18 protein-coding genes and 1 tRNA gene are annotated in these 23,549 nt (G+C 55.6%); 7 read left to right on the forward strand and 12 right to left on the reverse strand.

Annotation, left to right across the window (positions count from 1 at the left end; all coding sequences use genetic code 11):
• Positions 1–25: 25 nt before the first annotated feature.
• The 6 genes from istB (ACAM52_RS14380) to ACAM52_RS14405 form a co-directional block, all read right to left on the reverse strand.
• On the reverse strand, positions 26–835 hold the full coding sequence (istB, locus tag ACAM52_RS14380; protein ID WP_119558754.1) for an IS21-like element helper ATPase IstB: 810 nt from the start codon (positions 833–835) through the stop codon (positions 26–28).
• Entirely contained in the window at positions 828–2,339 is a 1,512-nt protein-coding gene (gene istA, locus ACAM52_RS14385; RefSeq protein WP_119558755.1) for an IS21 family transposase, read from the reverse strand. The genes istB (ACAM52_RS14380) and istA (ACAM52_RS14385) overlap by 8 nt, the downstream gene beginning before the upstream one ends.
• 630 nt (positions 2,340–2,969) lie before the next feature.
• The gene (locus ACAM52_RS14390; RefSeq protein ID WP_369647410.1) at positions 2,970–4,196 is read right to left on the reverse strand and encodes a tyrosine-type recombinase/integrase; all 1,227 of its coding nucleotides are present in this window, start codon (positions 4,194–4,196) and stop codon (positions 2,970–2,972) included.
• Positions 4,197–4,369: 173 nt separating this feature from the next.
• A tRNA-Gly gene (locus ACAM52_RS14395) sits at positions 4,370–4,443 on the reverse strand.
• Positions 4,444–4,642: 199 nt separating this feature from the next.
• Positions 4,643–5,533, reverse strand: a complete 891-nt coding sequence (locus ACAM52_RS14400) for a toll/interleukin-1 receptor domain-containing protein (protein WP_369647411.1) — start codon at positions 5,531–5,533, stop codon at positions 4,643–4,645.
• 29 nt (positions 5,534–5,562) lie between these two features.
• Entirely contained in the window at positions 5,563–5,832 is a 270-nt protein-coding gene (locus tag ACAM52_RS14405; protein ID WP_369647412.1) for a helix-turn-helix domain-containing protein, read from the reverse strand.
• A gap of 174 nt (positions 5,833–6,006) precedes the next feature.
• Here ACAM52_RS14405 and ACAM52_RS14410 point away from each other — a divergent pair, with 174 nt between their 5' ends.
• Entirely contained in the window at positions 6,007–6,417 is a 411-nt protein-coding gene (locus tag ACAM52_RS14410; RefSeq protein ID WP_369647413.1) for a hypothetical protein, read from the forward strand.
• Between the two features lie 22 nt (positions 6,418–6,439).
• Positions 6,440–6,994, forward strand: a complete 555-nt coding sequence (locus ACAM52_RS14415; RefSeq protein ID WP_369647414.1) for a hypothetical protein — start codon at positions 6,440–6,442, stop codon at positions 6,992–6,994.
• Between the two features lie 74 nt (positions 6,995–7,068).
• On the opposite strand, the gene ACAM52_RS14420 is transcribed toward ACAM52_RS14415, so the two are convergent.
• From ACAM52_RS14420 to ACAM52_RS14430, 3 genes are all read right to left on the reverse strand, one after another.
• The gene (locus tag ACAM52_RS14420) at positions 7,069–7,392 is read right to left on the reverse strand and encodes a YegP family protein (protein WP_369647415.1); all 324 of its coding nucleotides are present in this window, start codon (positions 7,390–7,392) and stop codon (positions 7,069–7,071) included.
• Positions 7,393–8,777: 1,385 nt separating this feature from the next.
• Positions 8,778–11,357, reverse strand: coding sequence for an SIR2 family protein (locus ACAM52_RS14425; protein ID WP_369647416.1), 2,580 nt, complete (start codon positions 11,355–11,357; stop codon positions 8,778–8,780).
• Positions 11,358–11,419: 62 nt separating this feature from the next.
• Positions 11,420–12,514, reverse strand: coding sequence for a tyrosine-type recombinase/integrase (locus ACAM52_RS14430; RefSeq protein WP_369647417.1), 1,095 nt, complete (start codon positions 12,512–12,514; stop codon positions 11,420–11,422).
• A gap of 162 nt (positions 12,515–12,676) precedes the next feature.
• Here ACAM52_RS14430 and ACAM52_RS14435 point away from each other — a divergent pair, with 162 nt between their 5' ends.
• From ACAM52_RS14435 to istB (ACAM52_RS14445), 3 genes are all read left to right on the forward strand, one after another.
• Positions 12,677–14,707, forward strand: coding sequence for a DNA polymerase (locus tag ACAM52_RS14435; RefSeq protein ID WP_369647418.1), 2,031 nt, complete (start codon positions 12,677–12,679; stop codon positions 14,705–14,707).
• Between the two features lie 81 nt (positions 14,708–14,788).
• The gene (gene istA / locus ACAM52_RS14440) at positions 14,789–16,321 is read left to right on the forward strand and encodes an IS21 family transposase (protein ID WP_369645365.1); all 1,533 of its coding nucleotides are present in this window, start codon (positions 14,789–14,791) and stop codon (positions 16,319–16,321) included.
• A complete protein-coding gene (istB, locus tag ACAM52_RS14445; RefSeq protein ID WP_369645366.1) occupies positions 16,314–17,210 on the forward strand; it encodes an IS21-like element helper ATPase IstB in 897 nt (298 codons plus the stop codon). Before istA (ACAM52_RS14440) ends, istB (ACAM52_RS14445) begins: the two co-directional genes overlap by 8 nt.
• Here the strand turns inward: istB (ACAM52_RS14445) and ACAM52_RS14450 are convergent, their stop codons facing one another.
• A complete protein-coding gene (locus tag ACAM52_RS14450; RefSeq protein ID WP_369647419.1) occupies positions 17,211–17,672 on the reverse strand; it encodes a hypothetical protein in 462 nt (153 codons plus the stop codon). It lies immediately after the preceding gene.
• A gap of 140 nt (positions 17,673–17,812) precedes the next feature.
• Between ACAM52_RS14450 and ACAM52_RS14455 the strand changes: the two genes are divergently transcribed.
• Entirely contained in the window at positions 17,813–18,232 is a 420-nt protein-coding gene (locus ACAM52_RS14455) for a hypothetical protein (RefSeq protein WP_369647420.1), read from the forward strand.
• Positions 18,233–18,314: 82 nt separating this feature from the next.
• Here the strand turns inward: ACAM52_RS14455 and ACAM52_RS14460 are convergent, their stop codons facing one another.
• Both ACAM52_RS14460 and ACAM52_RS14465 read right to left on the reverse strand, forming a co-directional pair.
• The gene (locus tag ACAM52_RS14460; RefSeq protein WP_369647421.1) at positions 18,315–18,917 is read right to left on the reverse strand and encodes an NADAR family protein; all 603 of its coding nucleotides are present in this window, start codon (positions 18,915–18,917) and stop codon (positions 18,315–18,317) included.
• Positions 18,918–19,004: 87 nt separating this feature from the next.
• The gene (locus tag ACAM52_RS14465; RefSeq protein WP_369647422.1) at positions 19,005–19,271 is read right to left on the reverse strand and encodes a hypothetical protein; all 267 of its coding nucleotides are present in this window, start codon (positions 19,269–19,271) and stop codon (positions 19,005–19,007) included.
• A 308-nt stretch (positions 19,272–19,579) separates the two neighbouring features.
• Here ACAM52_RS14465 and ACAM52_RS14470 point away from each other — a divergent pair, with 308 nt between their 5' ends.
• Positions 19,580–23,131 carry an SIR2 family protein gene (locus ACAM52_RS14470; RefSeq protein ID WP_369647423.1) on the forward strand — a complete coding sequence of 1,184 codons (3,552 nt, stop codon included), beginning with the start codon at positions 19,580–19,582 and terminating at the stop codon, positions 23,129–23,131.
• Positions 23,132–23,549: the final 418 nt, after the last annotated feature.

The following is a 23,549-nucleotide window of genomic DNA, read 5'->3' on the forward strand; positions in this document are numbered from 1 at the left end:
AGCGCCTTGCCACGCGCGGCGGCGGTCAATCAGCGGCGTCTGTTGGATCGGCCTTGGCGCCTGTCTTGCGGGTCTGCTCCCTGGCCTTGATGCGCTTCTTCGCCGTGGCGCTGCTGTGCAGGAATCGATGGCTCTCGTTGCCCGTCTCCACGATGTGACAGTGGTGCGTGAGGCGGTCGAGCAACGCGGTCGTCATCTTGGCGTCGCCGAACACCGTCGACCATTCGGCGAAGTCCAGGTTGGTTGTGATCACCACGCTGGTGTGCTCGTACAGCTTGGACAGCAGGTGGAACAACAGCGCGCCGCCGGCCTGACTGAACGGCAGGTAGCCCAGCTCGTCCAGGATCACCAGATCCATTCGCAGCAGGCTCAGCGCGATACGACCGGCCTTGCCTTGGGCCTTCTCCTGCTCCAGTGCATTGACCAGATCGACCGTCGAGTAGAACCGCACGCGCTTGCCGTGGCGCGTGATGCCCGACACGCCCAGAGCCGTTGCCAGATGGGTCTTGCCTGTGCCCGGACCACCGACCAAGACAACGTTGTGCGCGGCCTCGGTGAACTCCAGCATTGCGAGCAGGTGAACCAGCTTCTGGTCGACCACCGACGCGTCGAAGTCGAAGCCCGCCAGATCCCGGTGCACGGGGAAGCGCGCCGAGCTCATCTGGTGCTGCACTGAACGCATCGACCGGTCCGTGGTCTCAGCCTGCAGCAGATGTTCGACCAGCCAGCGCGAGGCATCCAGGCCGGACGCAGTTCCTTGCTCCGCCAGATCGCACCAGGCACTGGCCATGCCGTGCAGGCGCAGTGCCTTGAGTTCGACGGTCACATCACGCATGGTCCACCTCCTGTCCACGCAGGCTGTCGTAGCGTGCCGTGTTGGCCAGCGGCGGCGTGACGATCTGCAGCGCTGTCTCGGCACTCTGCGGTGTTGCCGGCGCGGTGAGCCGGCCGAGCACATTGACGACGTGCTCCACGCTGACCCGTCCTGACGGCGGACCGCTCTCCAGCGCCAACTCGACCGCCACGATCACCGCGTCCAGCCCCGCCGTCGGCACGATGGCCAACACCTGGGCCATCACGCGATCTCCACCGGCCTGGCGCAGCAAGCCGCGGCGCAGTTGCTGCAGCGCTTCGGGCATGTCTGCGAAGGGCGCACCGTTCCTCAATGCACCAGGCTTGCGCTGGATGAGCGGAATGTAGTGCTGCCAGTCGTAGCGAGTGCCCCCAGAGGCGCTCAGGCGCTCGTGGCGCGCCACCGCCGCGTCTTCTGCGACCACCACGACGTTGCCCGGGTACAGCCGCGTGCTGACCATCTGCCCGGCCAGCTCGCATGGCACCGAGTAGCGATTGCGTGCCACCGACACCAGGCAGGTGCTCGACACCCGCGCTGGCTTCTCTACGTAGCCATCGAAGGGCTCAGGCATGGGCATCAGGTGGGGACGCTCGTGCTCGAGCATCTCGGCCACGCTGAACTGGCTGTGCTCGGGATGCCGGACCTCGTTCCACAGCGCCCGGCAGCGCTCCGCCAGCCAGGCATTGAGTTCGACGAAGGAGCCGAAGCGACGCCGGGCCGCCTCGATCCAGATGCGCCGACGGCTGTCCTGCACGTTCTTCTCCACACGCCCCTTCTCCCAGCCCGAGGCCACGTTGCAGAAGTCGGGGTCGTACAGGTAGTGCGCGCACATCACGGCGAAGCGGGCATTGACGGTGCGGCCCTTGCCCTTGTGAACCTTGTCCACTGCGGTGCGCATGTTGTCGTAGATCCCGCGGCGCGCCACACCGCCCAGCGCTGCGAACGATCTCGTATGGGCGTCGAACAGCATCTCGTGGCCTTGGCTCGGGTACGCCACCAGCCAGAACGCACGGCTCGCACACAGCTTCAGGTGCGACACCTGCATGCGGTAATAGATGCCGCCGACAACCAGGCCTTCTTCGCTCCAATCGAACTGGAAGGCTTCGCCCAGCTCGAAGTTCAGCGGTACGAACGCCGTGACGTTGACTGTCTGCCCCTCACCCTGGCGCCACGTCCGCACGAAGTCAGTGATGGCTGAGTAGCCGCCGTTGTAGCCCGCAGCCTTGATCTCGGCGTGCAACGCGCGTGCCGTGCGTCGTTCGTGCTTGGGCCGCCTGGCATCGGCTGTCAATGCCTGCTTGAGTGCTTCCTCAAACGGGCTGAGCTTGTTCGGGCGCGGCTCGCGCCGGTACTTCGGCGCCTCCTTCACTGGTGCGCGCAGCCACTTCGACACCGTGTTGCGAGACAGCCCCGTCCTGCGCGCAATCTCTCGCTCCGACAGCTTGTCCCTCGCGTGCAGCCGTCGGATCTTGCCAATCATGTCCATGGTGATCACTCCTCGAACCCCGCCGCTTAAATAAACAGCAGGGTAGGTTGAACACCTGGCTCACTTTTACTTCGGCACTACGTACAAAACTGGCTCAGTTTCCGGTCGGCGCCAACAACTGCATGCTGGAGAAAGACCCCTGAGCGGACTTTCTCTTCCCGGCGATCGGACCGGGGGCCGGGCAGGCCCTGCCGGCGTCGCTCGATGGTGACTTCAATATTTCCGCGGATAGGAGCCGGGTAGCCGGAACTCCGCATGGCTCGCGAGCAGCTTGGCGATCTCCGGCTGCGAGGCGTGATCAACGTTCCGATCGTTCATCGGCGGACTTGATCAGACGTTCCCTAGAGATCTCGGAGCAGACGGAAATCTGAGCGAGCGTCGATTGAGCGGCGCAGATCCGTCCGCCTTGCCGCCGCGGCGAGGCGGATCGACGCGCTGCCGGAGGACTCGATTGAGACGCACAGCAGACGTTCAGCGGGCCATACCGACTGACTGCAACCAGTCTGAAGACGTCTTTCAGCAGGCGCCGCTCGCGGAGCGCTGATACAGCCTCAACCTCTCGGCAAGCTTCACGAGAAAAAGCGAAGCATTGCGTGATATCGGCGCCGTGTTTTTCGCAAACACGAGCCCTCAAGAGAGAGCAGGCTTGGACAGACGGAGTTGATCCAAGTAATTCGCCCAGAGCACCATCATTTCGCGGCGCTGCTCCTTCAACTGGGTGCGGTTGTACGCAGTCCCCAAAGGCCCGCTTTTGCCGTGCGCCAGCTGCTCTTCAATCACCTCAGGATTGACGCGGAGCTGATCAACCATGATCGTTCTCGCCATCGCGCGAAAACCATGCGCAGTCATTTCCGTGTTATCGAACCCCATCCGTCGCAGTGCGGTATTAACCGTGTTGTCCGACATCGGCCTCTCGCCTGTAAGCAAGCTGGGGAAAACGTAGCGCCCATGTCCGGTCAGGACTTTCATACGCTTCAACGAATCAACCGCTTGAGGGGCGAGGGGAACGAGGTGAGGCTCGCCATTGAGCTTTGCCTGCTTCGTCCTTTTCATCGATGCTGCCGGTATGACGACCTGACTGCCACTGAAGTCGACCCAACTCCATTCCATCGCGCGGATGTTGCCGGGCCGCTGAAAAAGTAGAGCGGACAAGAGCAGCGCTTCTCTTGTTGCGGGCAGTCCGCGATAGCCGTCAATCGCGCGCATGAGGTCCCCCGCCTTCTGGGGATCAAGCACAGCAGCCATGTTCTTTACGATCACCGCCCCCAACGCTCCCCGCAGCTTGGTGGCCGGATCATCTTCACAGCGCCCCGTCGCGATGCCATACCGAAAGACTTGCCCGGCGTACTGGCGCAGGGAAACCGCCGTCTCATTCAACCCCTTCCCCTCGACTCGGCGCAGCGGCTCTAACAAGACGTTTGCGGTGATCTCGCCCAGAGGCAATCCACCAATCCAGGGAAAAAGATTGCTCTCTTGCAGGCGCAACCACTTGGTGCTGTGCGCCTCACTCCACTCCCGCTGCTTGAGCGCGTGAAATTCACGAGCGACCTTCTCGTAGGTTGTCACTGCGGTCGCGCGGACCTTTGCCTTGTCTAGGCGGCGGCGCTGGGTGGGGTCAGCACCGGTTTGCAGCACTTTGCGCGCGTCATCACGAGCCGCTCGCGCATCTTTGAGCTTGACCGCGGGGTAGCTGCCAATCGCGAGCCGCTTCTCCTTGCCGCCAACCGTGTACTTCCAAAACCAGCGCTTGGATTCGTTGGACGCGACTTCCAGGTAGAGATTGCCGCTATCACTGAGGCGCGCGCGCTTCTTGTCAGAGGGGCACGAAGCGTTTTTGCAGGCGAGTTCTGTGAGCATAGGGGAACAAGGCTTTGGCTCTGAGCCAAATATACCGATGTTCCCCGTGCCGTGCCCCGTGGAGGCGTTGGCTTCGCTTGGATCACGTAGGCTTCTCTCGGACCCTTCTTAACCGTAACCCCTTGATTTTCAAGAGATTCTTGGATCCTCTAGGAATGCCTCGGAACGTCAACTGGAGCGGGTGAAGGGAATCGAACCCTCGTATGAAGCTTGGGAAGCTGCCGTTCTACCATTGAACTACACCCGCAGCAGGCGCGGATTCTATCGCGTCTCCCGACGGTCATACCCACAGTGACAGACCGGCGTGGGGCGACTTCCATGACGACTCGACGGCTTTGAACGGAGCGAGAGTCTTCGAGACGGCCTTGCAGCGGTCAAGAGCGTTCGAACACGATGGGGCAACTACAGGTGCTGATCGTCTTCTTCTTGGGCTGAATAGACGCATCTCATTTGCCGATAGCTTTGACCAGCGCCTCAACGACCGCGTCGATACCCTTCGCAGTACTAATACCCAACCGATCGGCGAGGGTCGGTGACGCTTTGGCAACTTCATCAAAACTCACGTCATGCCATACAGGCAACAGAACTTTCTTGCCGCGAATCTCCCTTGCCACAAGTCCGTCTAGCTCTCGCTGAGGCCACTCCTTCTCGAAAAAGGAACGACTCAGAATCACAACACCATACTGCGAACGCGCCAGACCCCGATCGATCGATCTTCGGAGGCTATCACCTACATTCAAACTGAATTCGTCATACCAAATCCGCAGCCCCTTGCGTTGAAGAGCCTCAGCCAGAGGCTTCGCGAATCCTTTGTCTTCAGATGCATGGCTGATGAATGCGTCCCAGAGGTCTTCCACGGCTTCTGTCTCCAAGCGCCCGCTATCGGGTCTAAGTTGTTCCAGGATGTCTGCTGGCGCTTGTTCGACCTTCTGTGCAAGCGCATGAAATAGCCTGACACGGCCTCTTACGGCTTGCACTACAGCAGACGGCCAGCCTTCTTTGGCGGCGTCATTGACCTTCTCTTCTTCATGCCACGCAGCATGAATCAGCGCCGCCTTCTGATACCTCAATGATCCAACTGTCATGCCCGCAACACGAATGGCGAGCTTCTGTTTATCGTCGAGCTGTTCCTCTCCCCATTCAATCCTATGGGCAAGATCTTCCTCTTCGCGCGCGTATGGAGATGCCGTTGCGCCATGTTGCAGTGCAATTGAATTCCATGCTTTGACTTTCGCATGCAACAACAGATATGCGCTCTGAATAACTGAATAGTCGGCACGACTGTAGACGGCATTGCCCACTGTCGTGTCATCAAACTCGTACTTGTAGTCGTCCAAAGCAACCCCTTCTTTTGGAAGCTGTCGAACTACAGACCAGCTTCGATCAGTAGCTCACTCATCGTGACGCCCAACGCGGCGGCTACACGTGACAACGTCAGGACGGCGACGTTGTTATCCCCACGCTCCACACGACCGAAATAGCTTCGGTCGAGCTCAGCCGTCAGAGCCAGTTTTTCCTGCGAAATCTTGTTCGCTTGACGGATGCGCCGAATGGCCATGCCAAGCGCCACAAGCTGCGGGTCTTGACGGTGACTGGAGAGGTTTGGCACCCCTTGATGGTTATGGATATGATGCATATGAGGCCACGGTCCATGTACCGCTATTGTCGTTGAAGGATTCGATTCATGCCGGGAAAGTGAGGGGCCGGCTACTTGAACGGCATCGCGATTACCCCCGGTCGCGGCTTTGACGCGAGGGTCACCCTCGTGCCGGGTGCATATCAAGTCAACAAACCGAGGAGAAATTGATCAATGAGAACCGTCTTCACCGTGGCCGCGGCCATCGGCGTGCTGTCCCTGGGAGGCTGCTTTGCTTCACCATCAGAGCCGGCATTGAGCTACGAGATCGCCATGTGTCCTGAGCCGCTTCGAATCTCGGATTGCAAGCTGGAGAGTTCGGTGAACCCGTCCTGCACATTCGAAAACACCTCTCAACAAACGCTGTCGGGTTATCCGCGAGCGTGGGGTTACGACGCCAATGGCGTGCAGCGAAGCAACTTCGCGATTACCGGAGTCGATGGAACGATGCCCGGCCAGAAGAAGCGCTTGTCTTTCACCATGGGAGGGGAATTCAAGACGGTGAAGAGAGTCGTTGTGTGTTCCCTTGATCCTGAGAGTCCCATGGTCAAGAGCCGAATCACTGTGGTTGGAATTGCGCAATGAGCGGCAGTCGCAAGGAGTAGCCATGGGACTGTTCTCACGCACACCGCCGCCCGAACGCGAACTCGAAATCTGGGAAGACAACCCGCACTTCGGGGTGTCCTTCAACACGGCGGTCTATCGGTGCCAGACCTCGGAAGAGCTGGCAGCCCTCGTGTCCGACTACAAGATGTCGAACTCGGAGCTGGACTGCTACGAGGAGCGCATCAACCAGTTGATGGACCACGAGGCAATGGACCTCTACGAGGACGATGCGAAACAGAAGGCAGAAGACTTCGTTTCGCGCGCCTACGGCAAGGGCCATCCCGAGTTCGCGGACATGGTTGAGAAGCAGACCAAGGTCGAGATGGACACTGAGTGGTCGATCAGGCAGAGCATCGATGCGACCACGAAGCTCCAGACGCTGCAGATGGAACGCGAGGACGACCGTCACCGGCAGTTGATCGACAGCATCGACAACGTTGCCCAAACAGTTGAGGAATCCAGCGCATTTGCACAGGGCAAGAAGCTGATCGAACGCCACCCGTTCCTGACGGGACTGCTAGGGCCGTCAATCGTTCGAAAGATCTTCGGACGGTGAAATGAAAACGGCCCAGCGCGAGGCTGGGCCGTTGATGCTTCAGCCCTCAACGTGGGGTGAAGCCTATGCCGATGTCATTCGCGAGTCGGTGCGGTAGGAGCGTTAGCCTTGACCCACGCAATACCGCCGTCGCGCGCGGCCGTCGAAGAATACGCCTCACTCGTTCCGATGATTTCGCCGTTTGCCGCCTTCAGGACGAAGTACGGGGAGCCTGCCGAGTTGGACCGGCGGTCATAGCGAGCGTCATGCGGGGAATTGACCTTAACGGACGCGATGCCCCCTTCGGCACTCTGCTTGGTGGTGTAGCGCTCGCTCGTGAGGACGACCTCCCCGTTCCCTCCCTTGAGGTTGAACATGTACTGGGTACCCGAGGGCTTCAGATGAAAGTAAGCGGACATCTTTCGATGCCTTTCTGCCTATGGCTTTACAAGAAGACGCCGCCCTCGAAAACCCGAACCCTTTAACATTGCGCCTGCACCGCTGTCTTCGGACACGAGCAACCCCTGGACGGCATCGGACTGGGGTGGAAATTGCCAAGGGATTGCCGTCCCTTGGCTTTTTCTTTTCATGAATCCATTATGCATGGACGCCAACTTCTCGCTGTATGTTTGTACAGCAAAAGCGTTCCGTTCCATGCTGGTGCACCCCGACCACTCACCATCAAGACGATCAGCACCTGTAGTTGCCCCATCGTGTTCGAACGCTCTTGACCGCTGCAAGGCCGTCTCGAAGACTCTCGCTCCGTTCAAAGCCGTCGAGTCGTCATGGAAGTCGCCCCACGCCGGTCTGTCACTGTGGGTATGACCGTCGGGAGACGCGATAGAATCCGCGCCTGCTGCGGGTGTAGTTCAATGGTAGAACGGCAGCTTCCCAACGGGTGCCTTCGGGCCGACGATTCGACTCGTCATCACATGCTCCGCATGTGAACTCATCTCACCGTCGAAACCTCTCCACTTCGACCGTTTCGGGGGCCAGCACCAGGTCTCACCGAAACCAGCCTCAAGGTCTTCATCGTCGTCATGCGCGGATGATCCGAACCTTCATTTCCATCGATTTTTGACCCTCTTTCCACGGTGGGTCATTCCGGTTTGTGATCCCGGTGGGGCCATGGGTGTTCCCCGGGTAAGTCCACCGGTTAAATCGACGTTTGGGCCTCCCAAATCTCCTGCCATAGGGGCCTATACCGGGAGAAAATTAAATCCCAAATCCAGCTTCAGTAAATGTTGTATATGGGAGGTGAGGCGTAACTTTTACTGAGCCACCATCCATGATTTCTTTACCCCAATTCGCCAAAAAATAATTGAGGTGAAAACCTGCAAGGTTGTCGCCTCAATTCGCGCAAGCGAATCCGTCTGCTCGCCTTCCCCTCAGATCGGTGGAAGTACATTGGGGTAACGCCGCTATGGGGATGTAGGCGCGCAATGCATTGCCGTAGCTCGATCACATCCGTTGCCCTCGTTGCCGGTTTGGCAGATCGTAGGCACGGTGGCAATCCGTCTATGCCTGGTTGCCTCGGTGCTGCCGCGCAAACAGCTCACGGATCGATGCCATCGGCGGGCGCTCGGTCGGCTTCGATGACATCAGATCACTCTCGATCAGTTCTGGTGGCTTCGCATGCGCTCTGTACTCGATCAGGGTGGTCGATCCATCGACATGACCACCGCGTTCTGACCGACAACCTCCCCCAAGAGTCGGCCCAGTCACGAGCCAATCCGTCACACCCCGCAGTTTCCTTCGCTTCCCAAGGCTAGATCAGGAGCTTTGAGAGAAGCGGTGATATCCCTCAATGACTCTTATCGCGGTCCTCGATCTTCTTGATCGCCACCTTCATTCCTTCAAAAAATCCCTTTTCGAGAGAGGCAAGGGTGCGAAATGCCTCAGCACGTTTTTTAGGATTTTGCGTGTCGAGATCTACCCCCTGACGATCGAGCTCTCTTGAGATACGCTCAGCATGGCTGTCAACAATCCTATGCATTTCCATCGCCATTGCGGCATCATGTTGCTCAAGTGCTTCTGCAACCAAATAGGATCGAATTTTCTCAGTCTTATCTGATACGGTATTGCTCCACAACAAAGAGCCCACTTGCCTTTTATCAAGCTTCAGCCCGACTAGCAAATCTACAAGCTGCAGAAGTCCTATATGGCTTACCATCGAGTCCCTCAATTCGACGTAACTACTTTTCCCTACGTCTTCGCACAGGCGGCGATCTGCGGTGACAAATACGGACTTCTCTTGCCTTTCAATATCGGCAATCAAAAGTCGTAATTGAAGAGCATCGTGCTCAAGCAAAATTGGCTCCTTGCCTCCTACGAGCTTTGCTGCGTTGGCCTTCTCAAGCAAACCGTAAAGCTTGGCGTAAAGCGGATCTTTTGTTTGATGTACGATTAAAAACCCTTTGCTCGCAAGAAATTTACTCAACTCTGACTCTGAGTTGTACGGCGCAATAGTATCTATGAATCGTTTGAATCCTGAAGCTCCACTATTGTTTAAATGTCTCACGTATGCGGCGGCGAAAGCATTCATATTGGTAGTTCCATGAAACATCGCGTCACTACGAACAATATTGTCGTGGTCGTCGCCGACGCGCTCCGACTCCTCCAGCGCGGATCGGCGGTGACTAACAATTTCATTTAAATAGCCATACAACACGATCACCTGACATTTAATGCTTGACGCTTCGGCGTTTGTCTTGATACGTGCGATGGCCTCGCTATAAATTTCTTGATTTGGGTGTCCTTCAATTATTGAAGGCATCAATACGTTAGCATCGAGATATATTTTCCTTGGCAGCGTTGCCTGATGAAATAAAGTGCTGCGAGGTGCTTGAAAAGCCAGCTCAAGTGCAAAACTGACCCTACCGATTTCACCAAGAAGTTCGGCTTCTTCGCTTGTTGGCCTCAAAAATAGGCTGTCAATCGTCCTCAGTAGGCGTTCGCGATCTAAAGCCGATAGGAGAGAAGCGCCGCTTTCGGAAAGTATCTGCGCTACATCGATTGCGTCGGGCGGCCGCCCTGCTGCAAATGCCGCCCCTAAGTCCCATCCTCTATGCTGAATCACATTGAGTAAGAAGTGATCTATCACATCTTTTACAGCATTATCGCGAGGAGTCCACCCCTCCTGGACGTAAGCGCGGTTCAGAACTTGTGCGACGAGCTTTGCAATTGCTCCATCGAGCCCATCATTAATTTTTGAGCTGTCGATCCAAGAGTATTTGAGGCCTTTTTCTATTTTTGATCGTTGCTTGCGGATGATGTTCGAATTAACAAGTGCGGTCAAAGCCACATTGGCGGGAGCATCGATGTCATCGCCTCTAATTCCAAGAGATGTTCTCACCGCTTCTTTTATTTCAAAAAATTCAATTCCTTTGGGCGCCTTGGCCTGGACGATGGCGGAAATCACGCCTTCCAGTACTATTTCGCTAAGGGCTGTAGTCGATGTAGCCACTTGCGCACGTGCATAGCAAGCTGAGAGATATTTTTTTAGAGGCCTAAGAGGTGACGCTGTTACAGGTAATAAAGCAGTCTTCTTCTTAACTCGAAGTTTGCTAGATGCGATGGAAATTCCATCCCAAAGCGCCGCATGATTATTCGCCGTATCGTATTCGATAACCGAGATATTCAATCTGGCCGATTTTTGCAAAAATTCATTCATGCCTTGAGGAATAACGGCCAGGTGTCGCCCCGGTGGCGACTGCCCAAACCGCTTGTCCACTAACTCAAAGACATGACGAATAGCGGGATCGTAGAACGAAAATCCCAGAAAAAGGACGGCATGATTGGTAAATGCACGCGTAAGCAGCTCGATATATACGTCGTTTTTGAGTAGTTGATCAAATTGAGCTCCTGACAAGATCACATCAGCGGGCAATTCGACGCTACCATGAATTCTTGCGACGTAAAAATTCTTTTCCCATACAGCCTCGGCAAGGGATTTATCTCCAAACCGATAGTCGCGAACAGCCGCTTTTTTGACTACGGAAAAAGCATCCAGAATTGCTCGATCGAAATTTGTGGTGATGCAGGCCCGAAAAGGCAAGCCGGCTATTCCATACAGTGCTTTTGCGTCGTATGTACTTAGCGTTTCTGAAAGTCTTCTTAATTTGTCGCCTATAGGAACTTCGTCGACTAAGCTCCATAGGTCAGCGGCCTTTGTCAGCTTTCCTTGGCTGATACTCTCCGTAATAGTGTTGGCCATCAGCGGCGCATGTTCTCTTACTCCCTCGGCAAGCGCCTGGAGGAGACCTTTCCAATCTGGAAGTCCCGCTCGCATGGATACTCCGGCGCCAGCAAATAAAATTGGATCTAGATCCAAACGCTCAACATGCTTAAGAATCGCCGCAGCTACCTCGTCGCTATTTGCCAATGAGTTCTCCCAACTAGTCATAAGAGGTTTTTCGGCCAGACGTTCGGCCGCTGAGCTAGATGTTAGTCGCTATTTACTAAATGGAGAGCTCCGCAGGTACGGACCGTAAGTCGATTGATCACATCCCTGGCCTTCGATGTAACTTGCCGCGTTTCCAAGTGCGCATACCGCATCGTCGTCTTGATATCGGTATGCCCAAGAACTTCCCGGACCTCGTAGACGCTCATCCCGTTCTGTATCAGTCGAGACGCATGCGTGTGCCGCAATGTGTGGATTTTGCAGTCGGCAAGGCCGGCCTTTCGTAGAGCCCTGCGGATCGCAAGACTCGCATACCCTCTCGGCCCTCCTTTTTTGTTCTCAAAGACGTATTGGCCGGCGCTCCCCATGCGGCGACTAAGGATGCTGATCACCCGGTCTGTCATGTACAGGATCGCCTCGTTTTGCACCTTGGGGCGCCACAGGTGAATTGTCCGATCTGCCATGTCAAGCCGTGACCACTCGATGTTGGCAATCTCGCTGTACCGTGCACCGGTGTCGAGCAACATCACGACAAGGTCGTACGCATCCTGCATGCTGCGCTTCATCTCCGGGATCCGCTCTTCGAATGGAGGCAGCCCCTTGACCTCCCGTCTCGGGTCGAGGCAGGCAAGCAGCCGCCGTTCCTCTTCATCGGACAGGTAGCGCAGCGGTGATTTCGCGAGCTTGATCTCGGGGAAGTTGAGTTCGGCCGTACGGTAGCCGAGCTTGGCCGCGTACTTCCAGGTACTGCGGATCAGGTTGAGGTTGTGCCGGATCGTCTGACCGCTGGCCCCCTCGGCCATGCGATCCCGCTTGAATCGCTCCAGCTCATGCGAGGTCACTTCGGCCAACGGCTTGTTGACGGCCATCAGGCGATTGACGATCTTGGTGCTGTTGACGAGACCACGGTGGTTTGGCGTGCCAGCCTTCGATTCACAAAACTGCGCCATCGCCGCCTTGAGTGTGATCTGCTCCTTCCGCCCCAAATGCTGTTCGGCATGGAGCCGAGCCTTCCAATCCGTCTCGATCTGCTGTGCAGCCTTCTTGTCCGTGGTCCTGGACGACTTGATGTACGTCTTGCCGCTCATCTGGAACTGGATGTACCAGACCTTGCTGTTGCCGCGCTTGATGATTGACATGGTGCCTTTCAGGGGTATCGGTTGATTCCCGATGACCATCCCTCTGGTCTTGACCTAGGACAACAGCTTTCGGCCGTGCCTCTGTCCTCGGCCATAAATACCCACGGACACGGTAGACGACGGCTATAGCCTCCGTTCAGTTCCGAAACCCGAGCCTCCCGCTTGAGCCCTCATCTCCTGTCCATCACTCGCCGCGCGGAACTCGGCGATCATTACGATGAGAAGAACGGAGAAGGCATGAGCCCAAAAGAACAAACACCATCACCTGCATCACCTGCATCACCTGCATCACCTGCATCACCTGCAACGCCGAAGAACAAATTGCTGCGCCACGACGACGCTGTCAGCGTTTTCGAGACGCCCCCCGAACTGATTCCCACCCCTTCGCAGCGTATCGTTCGCCTCCCAGCCGATGCGTTCCCACTTTCGGCAGCCAAGGGTCGCAAAGGGAGCAAGACCAAGAAAACTGCCCAGACGCACCAGCCGTATCTGATCATCGGATTCGACACCGAATTCAAGACGCCCGACCACATGGTGACCCGCGAGGAGATCGTCGCAGGCGAAGCCAAGTACCGCGTCCTGTCATATCAATTCCATGCGAAGACTTCGGATGGCCGCGAATGGCAAGGTATCTGCTGTCCTGCCGGCACCGAACGGATGACGCTTGCAGCATTCGTCGTGTTCGCACTTGGACTGGGTGTAGAAGATCACGGATACAAGGACCTGCCGACAAAGATCTATCTTGTTGGGCATTTCACTCGCGCCGATGTTCCCGCGTTCGATGATTTTTCGGACCTGACTGCGAACCTGTCGAATGTGCGGAATACGTTCGTCTCCATCGATAGCTCGACCGCTCTCGAAGTAAAGCACGGCGACAGCGTACCGGACACCAAGCTACAGATTCTCTTCCGTGACACATTGCTGCTTACCCCACAGGCGTCCAAAAGCCTGAAGGCTATCGGCGAGCTTGTCGGACAAGCCAAGCTCGTGCTCGACCCTGATCCGACAAAACACAAGGAGATGATCCGCAACATGGATCGGGTGCGTGCCGAAAACTGGCCCGCTTTCCGAGCCTATGCGCTCAACGATGCGACGATCTGCGTGCGATACATCGAATCTGTGATGGCGCAGTTCGAAGAAGTGACGGGCTCCAAGAAGGTTCCAGTCACGCTGACCTCCATCGGCATCGAACTGCTGCTCAAAACATGGCGAGAGAAGCTTCAGCTCAACCCGCTGGACGTGATGGGGAAAGAAGAGGTGGAGCGGAGCGAGTACGACAAGCGGCTTGGCTACTACGTCAAGCGGAAAGAGAAAGTGGACATCGAGCAGGTGCGCTGGCGCCTCGACTTCGTCACCGAGTGCTATCACGGAGGGCGCAACGAGCAATTCTGGTTCGGTCCGGCCTTCGAGGACGAATGGACGGACTTTGACCTTTCCAGTGCTTATCCCACGGCGATGTCGCTGATTGGATTGCCGCAGTGGAAGGAGACTTTTGAGGAGCGCGATCCGTCCAAATTCACGGCGACCACGCTCGGTTTCGTCTACATGGACTTCGAGTTTCCGGCGGAGACACGATTCCCAACGCTGCCGGTACGAACTGCCCATGGGCTCGTGTTCCCGTTGAAAGGTACATGCTACTGCTCATCGCCGGAACTGGTCGTTGCGTTGAAGCTCGGCGCGAAGGTGAAAATTCACCACGGCGTGATTGTGCCGACCGATCCGAGTGTTCGTATCTTCGGCGAGTTCATCGAGGAATGCCTGGAGCATCGCAAGGCAGCCGGCTCAAAGACGCTTCCCGGCTTGTTCTGGAAGGAGATCAGCAATTCCACATATGGAAAGACTGCTCAGGGCCTGCGTGAGAAGCGCGTCTATGACATGCGCGACAAGACCAGCAAGCTGCTGCCTCCCAGCGAGATCACGAATCCATTCTTCGCCGCCTACATCACCTCCTTTGTCAGAGGCATCTTGGGCGAAATCGTCAACAGTCTTGATGCCAACACCTGTGTATTCAGCTGTACAACCGATGGATTCCTGTCGAACGCGACGGAGACGGAGATTGGCACCGCTCAACAAGGAGTCCTTTGTAAATTGTTCGAAGAGGCTCGCGAATCGCTGACCGGCATTGGCTCCGTGCTCGAGAAGAAACACGCTGTTCGCAAGCCTGTTAGTGCCGATGCAATCTTGACCAGCTAAACCGCAAAGTGCCAATCCAATATTGACCAGGGTGTTCCACTGACCTGCTGAGAATTTCAGCAGGGATTCAAGGTGATCACCATGGACATGATTGGCAAGGTCAGGCGCATGAGGCTGCGCGACCAACTCTCTCTCAGTGAGATCGCAAAGCGCACAGGCCTGTCGCGCAACACGGTCAAGAAGTGGCTCAAGGCGCCCGGCGATGTTGTGCCGAAGTACGAGCGGGTGAAGCTCGACGGCAAGCTCACGGCGTTCGAGCCGGCCCTGCATCAAGCGCTCACAACCGACAGCCATCGCCCCAAGCAGGGACGGCGCAGTGGTCGCGCCCTGTTTGCCCAGATACAGGCGCAGGGCTACCGCGGCGGCTACAGCGCCGTCACCGACTACATCCGGCGCTGGCGGGTGGAGTCGGCAGCCAGTCCGGCCAAGGCGTTCGTTCCGATGAGCTTCGAGCTGGGCGAGGCCTTCCAGTTCGACTGGAGCGTCGAAGCCATGGTCGTCGGTGGTGTGTTCTACAACGTGCAAGTGGCGCACCTGAAGCTGTGCGCCAGTCGAGCCTTCTGGCTGGTGGCCTACCCCAGCCAGGGCCACGAGATGCTGTTCGACGCCCACACCCGCTCGTTCCAGGCACTCGGTGGCGTCACCCGGCGCGGCATCTACGACAACATGCGCACCGCCGTGGACAAGGTGCAGCGCGGCAAGCAGCGCACCGTCAACGCCCGCTTCGCTGCCATGTGCAGCCACTACCTGTTCGACCCCGACTTCTGCAACGTCGCTTCCGGCTGGGAGAAGGGTGTGGTCGAGAAGAACGTGCAGGACAGCCGCCGGCGCATCTGGATCGAAGCCGCAACCCGGCGCTTCGGCTCGTTCATCGAACTCAATGCCTGGCTGAGTGAGCGGTGTCGTTCGGTGTGGAGCGACACCACGCACCCGATCCACCGGCAGTTCACCGTGGCCGAGATGTGGGAGTTGGAGAAGCCTCACCTCATGTCCATGCCGGCCCCCTTCGACGGCTACGTCGAGCGGCTGGCCCGGGTCAGCAGCACCTGCTTGGTGGCCGCCGCGCGCAACCGTTACTCCGTGCCGTGCGAGTGGGCCGGCCACATCGTCAGCACCCGCGTCTATCCAGAGCGAATCGATGTGGCGGCCGCGGACGCCGTCGTGGCGAGTCACGCCCGGCTGCCGGGCAGCGGCCAGACCAGCTACGACTGGCAGCACTACATTGCGCTGGTGCAGCGCAAGCCGGGCGCCTTGCGCAACGGCACGCCGTTCCTGGACCTGCCGGCGCCGTTGCTGCGTTTGCGCCAGTCGCTGCTCAGGCACGCTGGAGGAGACCGGGTCATGGCACAGGTGCTGGCCGTGGTGCCGCAAGCCGGGCTGGAGGCGGTGCTGGTGGCCATCGAACTCGTGCTCGAAGGCAGAGCGCCCAGCGGCAGCATCAGCGTGGAGCACGTGCGCAACGTGCTGGCCCGCTTGAACAGCCCAGCCACGCCGGACCAGGCGCAGACGTCCCTGCGACTCACCCAGGCGCCCAAGGCCGACACCGCGCGCTACGACCGGCTGCGCCCCACCCACCAGGATCATCTGGACGGACAGGAGGTTGGCCATGCGTGAGACCTCCATCGATGTGCAGGCCCAACTGAAGGCGCTGCGACTCAACGGCATGGCCACGGCCTGGGCCGATCTGACGGAGCAAGGCGGCGATACGACCCTGGCCGCATCACGCTGGCTGGTGGAGCACCTGCTGCAGGCCGAAGATGCTGACCGGGCAATGCGCTCCATTGCTCACCAGATGAAGTCGGCGCGCTTCCCCATGCACCGCGACCTGGCCGGGTTCGACTTCTCCGGCTCACAGGTCGACCGCGCGTTGATCCAGAAACTGGCGGACCTGTCGTTCACGCAAGATGCGCAGAACGTGGTGTTGGTCGGTGGCCCAGGCACTGGCAAGACCCACCTGGCCACGGCACTGGGGATTGCCGGGCTCACCCGGCACGCCAAGCGAGTGCGGTTCTACTCCACGGTCGATCTGGTCAATGCCCTGGAGCATGAGAAGAGCCAGGGACGTGCCGGACGCATCGCCATGAGTCTGGTGCGCATGGACCTGGTCGTGCTCGACGAGTTGGGCTACCTGCCGTTCAGCCAGGCCGGTGGCGCCTTGTTGTTCCACCTGCTGTCCAAGCTGTACGAGCACACCAGCGTGATGATCACCACCAACCTGACGTTCGGGGAGTGGTCCAGTGTGTTCGGCGACGCCAAGATGACCACGGCGCTATTGGATCGCTTGACCCATCACTGCCACATCATCGAGACGGGCAACGAGTCCTACCGCTTCCGCCACAGCACGCACGAAGCCAAGGCGCGCATCAAGACGCGCGAGCAGACCAGGAAGACAACTGCGGCTCAGGTGAGCGAGGTCGCGGAGGAAGGGGCCTCGCCTGACGGCTCGGGAATACCAACAACCGGTTCAAGAAAAGGAGGACCTACCGAGGCATCCAACCTATAGTTATCCACAGCTGGCTCCCACCGGAACCAGCTCCAGCCCCTGGTCAATGTTCGACTGGCACTGCTGATCTCGATTGCACTGGCGCTGACAGTCGGGGGCAAAACTCTCATAGGCTGGCCTCCCGGGCTTGTTTTTTCTGAGCTTCCTGATCAGCTTCCCAAACTCTTCTTCGAGCACCGATGTGGGAGTGAGCAGATTGACAGAGATCAGTTCAATGTCGTCGTCACCACCGTAGTCCTCCCACCAGCCATTCAGTTCGTTCTCGGATTCGATCAACTTGATCGCGAATCGCTCTTCTCGCGCCAGTTCCTGGAAGTACTCGCCGACCTCCTGCCACCACTGTTCGAATTCCAGTCCGTCTGATGCACCGAGGAACGATTGGACTTTCTCCGACCAGTTGTTGCGGTTGCTCCGCTGGATAGCCTGATGCCAAAGCCGATATGGATTGTCGGAATCACTCATCCGAAAATCTTAACAGGTCAACTGATGGAATTTCTTTGAATCTGTTTCGAACAGGGAAAAATTGGAATACTTCATCCCATGCCTTGATTCACAGGGCATCCCAGCGAATCTGGGTACTTAAATTTAAAGGAGTTTTTGATATGAAATTTCTCGATAACCTCGCTTCCTTCGGTACCGTTGAAACCACTCGGTCCTATTCGTACTCAAAGAATCTTGATCCAGTTGAGCGCCTTCGATTGAATTTCGTCCAGAACGCAAAGCGTCAGATTGCTGGTCTGAAAAGCGGGACACCTCTATCGACCAATGCGTGGGTTTCCAAGAAGTCGATCGGCGGGGGGCAGTCTCAGTACAAGGTATCGCTGCGAGTCGGGCCGAAGCTGATGCAGCTGCCCGGCGGAACTCACGTAACGATTGATTCGCAGGCCAACGTGATTCGGTTTCTGGAGGGAATCATCAAGGCTTGCGAAGACGGTGAGTTGAATGATCTGCTCCAAGAGACAGCAGTCAAAGGTAAGGAAGCAGAACAACCGGGCGCCGATGAATCGCCGATGGGCAACTGATCGTGATCACACGCCCCCTGCAATGCGGGGTGGCCTTTTCATCCAGTGAAGCGACCCAGCCGGAAGGCTGTGGTCGCTTTTCTCATTGCTGGAGTGAAGATCTGAAACCGAGCTGCGGAATCGGCTGGCCGTACAGCAGAAAGTCAGGGATGGCTAGCGGCTCAACGAAGCCGTGTTCGACGTTGCCAGCCTTGATCTCTTCACGCAGACCGACAAGCAGTTGGCCGAGGACGTTCTGGCCCTTCAACGTGTCGTCATCGACAACGAGCGCTCCCCAGAACGGATCCTTGGCCGACTGCTCGACGACTGGCTTGTCCTTCGTCGCCAATAGGAAGCGGCCAAAACCGGTCCGGTTCATCGCGAGCTTCGTCCTCAAGCACCATTCCATGATAGCCACGCGCTGCTCATCCCAATCCGCACGAGAACTGCTCTTTCGATGCGGCTTCGATTTCATCTTCGCGGCCATCGGGCTAGCTTCGCTGAGGATCGCCTTCTGGATGTCGGGAAGGTGTGGATAGCGGCACGCCTGATAGAGCGCCTCGCTCGTCAAAATATGCGTGCCGTTGATCTTGATCGGATAGCCGGCAGCCATGTTCGAGAGGTCTCCGTACGCTTCCTTCGTCTTGTGGAAAACGATGGACTCCGAACGCTTGTAAATCTTTGAAGTGGGGTCGATGGTGATCATTGAATCGAGAACGGATAAAAGCTTGGCGGCACTGCGCGCCATGCAATGGTAGAGATGTCAATCCCCGCCTAGGGAGGTCTGGAAGGATCAGTATTCAGAGGCAAGCAAGACGGTCGTGCTGCTTCGATCCCACTCGGTGATGATGTAGACCCTGCCTCCCCCAACCTTGTAGGCCGAGAGTAGCCGCGATCCGTTACGAACAGCCTGATCGTTGAGCATGCGATCCTCTGCCTGAATGTCACCCCATTCCCCGACGGCATGACAACTGATCAAATCGATCGGGTTGACACGGTGTCCTTCAAGATGCTTGAGAACGGATGGCGTAGCGAAAACACGCCCGAGCTTGAACAGCATGGGTACCTTTCATGGTGAAAGGCACACGGTCCGCCGACACTGTCATCTTGACAACTGCTTCGGCTGAATCAATCTGGCAACGTGGCACACCGATCACTGGTACCCGTTCACTCGCCAACGTTATATCTGGACGTCGATTCAGGCAATTTCAAAGTTTGGAAAACGGGTCGCCGACGAAGGCGTAGCGCCGCTAATCTTCAGCGCTATCAGAGAAGAAAATGAGGCAAACAAAGAAAATCCCACTTCATCCGACTATTTTTGGCAATTTAAAAATCAGATCACCATCTACATCATATTAAAAGCACCGAATGAACGCTTTAATTGAAAAACTACCCGACTACACAACTTTAAAAAAGCTGGCAGCAGCACTTTGGCGACAGGGTAGTGCATTTCATGGTGCTGCAATAATGATTGGGGCCGGCTTTAGTCGTAGTGGAGCTTCAACAAGCGATCTCAACAAAAAACTTCCACTATGGGGAGATCTTTCAAGAGTTCTTGCAAAAGAGCTAGGCGCGAGCGAGAGCGGCGATCCATTACGTCTTGCAGAAGAGTACGCAGCATTTTTCGGAAGTCAAGCGCTTCATGATTTGGTGAAAAGCGAAGTAAATGACGCCGCCTGGATTCCCGGAGAAATTCATAAATCACTGCTGGAGCTGCCATGGTCAGAGGTGCTCACAACAAATTGGGATACATTGCTTGAGCGTGCCTCAGCGGACGTGCACCAACCTATCTACAACACAGTTGTTCGACAAGAAGATCTTTCCAATGCACGATCACCCAGAATTGTGAAGCTGCATGGAACTGTAAACCTCACGGATAATTTGATTTTCACACAAGAAGATTATCGAAAGTATCCACAGCGTCATGCTGCTTTTGTGAATTTTGCGCGACAAATCTTCATTGAGAATGAACTGTGCCTTTTGGGTTTTTCCGGCGATGACCCCAATTTTCTTCAATGGGCCGGATGGGTGAGAGATCACTTGGCAACTCATGCTCGACGCATCTATCTCGTGGGCGCATTAAACCTGACATCGTCAAAACGCAAATACCTCGAATCGATTAATGTTGCACCTATTGACCTGCATGAATTGGTAGCCGACTATGACGACCAAGATGCCAAGCATTCTGCTGCAACAAGAATATTTTTAGAAACATTGCAGCGTCTTAAGCCCAGCCCTCCGTGGGAGTGGTCTCCAACATTGCTGCAGCGCCCCATTCAATCTACTGAGGAGATTGAAAAATCACTTAGAGACCCGAACTACGCTGCCAAACTTCTGGAGCAGCAAGTTTCAATTCTTGAAGCTGACAGAAATTCCTACCCGAACTGGCTGGTTTGCCCGACGAAGCAGCGCTGGGAATTGAGAAATCAAATAAATTCCCCCTATCCTTCGCCAAACAACTTGTCTGCGATGGATGTACGCGCCCGTACTAAATTGCTTTACGAAATCTCATGGCGTCATAGCATAACAAATGATCCTGTGACTCCATGGCTTGTGCAAGAGTTGCTTTCAATATGCGACCCGAGCAAACCTTGCGCGCTCTCCAAAAAGCAGCAATTGGAAGTGGCACTACTGCTTCTCAAAAACACGCGCTGGGTGGACGACCCCAATTCCAAGCAGATAGAGGCAGAAGCTCTCAGAATTTTGACTGCCGAAGCTAGGTATTGGCCCGAGAGCAGCAATGAAGTTCTGTTTCACAAATCCATTCTTGCTAGAGATGGTTTTGATTATATTGAATTGGAAGGTTGTGTTGAAAAAATTGATGTCAAGGATTGCGTGTGGAAATTAAGAAAATCCTCACTCTTGGCAGAGCTTGGGAGGTTTGAAGAAGGCGAAGCCTTGCTAGCGGATGCCTATCGAGAGTTGCTTGATCAGCATCACAAGGACAGAGATTCCATCTATGTATTCTCACGTCTAGCATGGGCGCACTGGCAATTGCGAGGAGCTGAAGCATGGAACCCAAAAAAAGAATTCAAGGCATTCCCAGCAAGTTACCAAGAATCAAAATGCGCTCCATGGGATCACATAGAGGAAATTCAAAATAAAATTGCTAAGGCACTGGAAAAACAGGAGGAAATGCAAGCGATTGAACCGTCATTCGAGCCTGGCCGCTACAAAGACAAATCCAACACCATCTCTTTCAGTGGAGAGCTCCACCCTCTCATATTGCTTGATGGGGTTTCAAATTCCGCTGGAATGCCCCTCCGATGGGAGGGAGTTGGATTTCTGGTCGAACAAGCCCGCCGACTCCTTGAGATAGATGAAATCACCCACGAGCATCGATTTTCCATTGCCATCCGAACTTCAAACAGTGATACCTCTTCTTCTTTAAAAAGAGTGTTCTCGCGCCTTCAAGTTGCTGATGCGCCGGAAGCGGTCGTCAGCAAGCTTCTCGATCGCTGTCTTGTCGCGATTAAATATTGGGCCGCCAAGCGCTTATCGGGGGAAGGAAAGCAAAGGAACCACGCTCTTGATCGTCTTCGAGTTTTTATCGAAGTCGCAGCGCGTTTGTGTGTTCGCGCAACACCCGAACAAGCAAAACAAGTGCTGCATTTAGCTTTTTCTCTTGGAAAAAAGGAAGAGCTTCGTCATTTATGGCTGCTTGATCCTCTCAAGCATTTGATTGACTACTCTTTAGAAAGTACCCCGAAGACCATGCATCACGAGTTGCTCTTGGATGCGTTGAGTTTTCCGCTCAAATCTGAAGTTGGAGATTCAGACCGAGACAAATGGCCCAATCCAATCATCAGTCACCCGGGAAAGCGAGAGGCAAATCTCTCGCTTGATCGAAGAATCGACGAGCTAATTGAGAAAATTTCCACATCTTCTTCGAGAAACTCTTCTATCCTACTGCGAATCCTTCCCCTTTATAAGAAAGGATTTTTAAACAATCACGAATCTCAGAAAATTGCGGAAAAAATATGGGGAAAAGACCCTGACTATCAATCGATCCCTGAGACAGGTTTGCTAAAGCATGTACTTTTGATCCTCCCCGCAATGGACGATGTGAAAGTGAAAGACCTTTACAAGCGCTCTCTTCTTAAATCTCAAGCCGAGGGATTGTTTGATCTAGAATTTTTGATGGATGCAACAAGTGCGGCGCAAACATTCGGTCCCGAGAATATTATTTCAGAAAAATGGGCGATCGAAAGTTTTGATTCGCTGATGAAGTGGCAGCCCAAAGACGATGGCGGCGATCCGTTCGGATTTTTCAGAAGCGAACAGGAGAGAGTGAGGCGTTATATTGGAAAGTTCGTCGCTCGCGCCATTGCCCCGGTTATTCCTCGTGAACATTTAAGTCAAAATAGATTTGACGCGCTAATTAAATTTTTCTCTGAAGGGGATGTGCCGGAATGCATTGGCGCACTTCCTTATTTTGCGGAGGCAAATAGCGATTTCCGAGGTCTTACTGAGAAGATAATCAGAAAGGGATTGCGAAGCAGGGATTCAAATCAAGCGGGAAATTCAGCTCATGCACTCTTGACATGGAGGGGGTTAAGCGATTCTGTCGAGGTAATTCAAATGACTTCAATCCTTGTTTCACTAGTCGGATTGAATCGTGCTTCTGGGCTTGCTTCGCAGCTTTGGACAATCACAAAGCTGTTTGAAATGAACTGCCTGCAAGTGGCAGATATTGATTATTTGATCGAGATGCTGCCTATCGTATTTGATGATCTAGCGTATGGAAATATCTCTGCTCACAGCAAAGAATCCGTCAGCGCCTCCTTGGCTCGTGCGGAATGTGTTAGATTGGCGTCTGCATTTCTGAAAAAAGATCAAAACCATGATTTATTAGAAATTCTGAGAAGGGCAAAAATTGACTCCCTTCCCGAAGTTAGATTTGCTGATGAGAATTTTTGATTCTTCTGGAAGCAATCTTGAAATTCAAATGAGCTTCTCTCAAAGCTCCTGATCTAGCCTTGGGAAGCGAAGGAAACTGCGGGGTGTGACGGATTGGCTCGTGACTGGGCCGACTCTTGGGGGAGGTTGTCGGTCAGAACGCGGTGGTCATGTCGATGGATCGACCACCCTGATCGAGTACAGAGCGCATGCGAAGCCACCAGAACTGATCGAGAGTGATCTGATGTCATCGAAGCCGACCGAGCGCCCGCCGATGGCATCGATCCGTGAGCTGTTTGCGCGGCAGCACCGAGGCAACCAGGCATAGACGGATTGCCACCGTGCCTACGATCTGCCAAACCGGCAACGAGGGCAACGGATGTGATCGAGCTACGGCAATGCATTGCGCGCCTACATCCCCATAGCGGCGTTACCCCAA

The organism is Variovorax sp. V118, from assembly GCF_041154445.1.
GTDB classification, from domain to species: Bacteria; Pseudomonadota; Gammaproteobacteria; order Burkholderiales; family Burkholderiaceae_C; genus Variovorax; species Variovorax boronicumulans.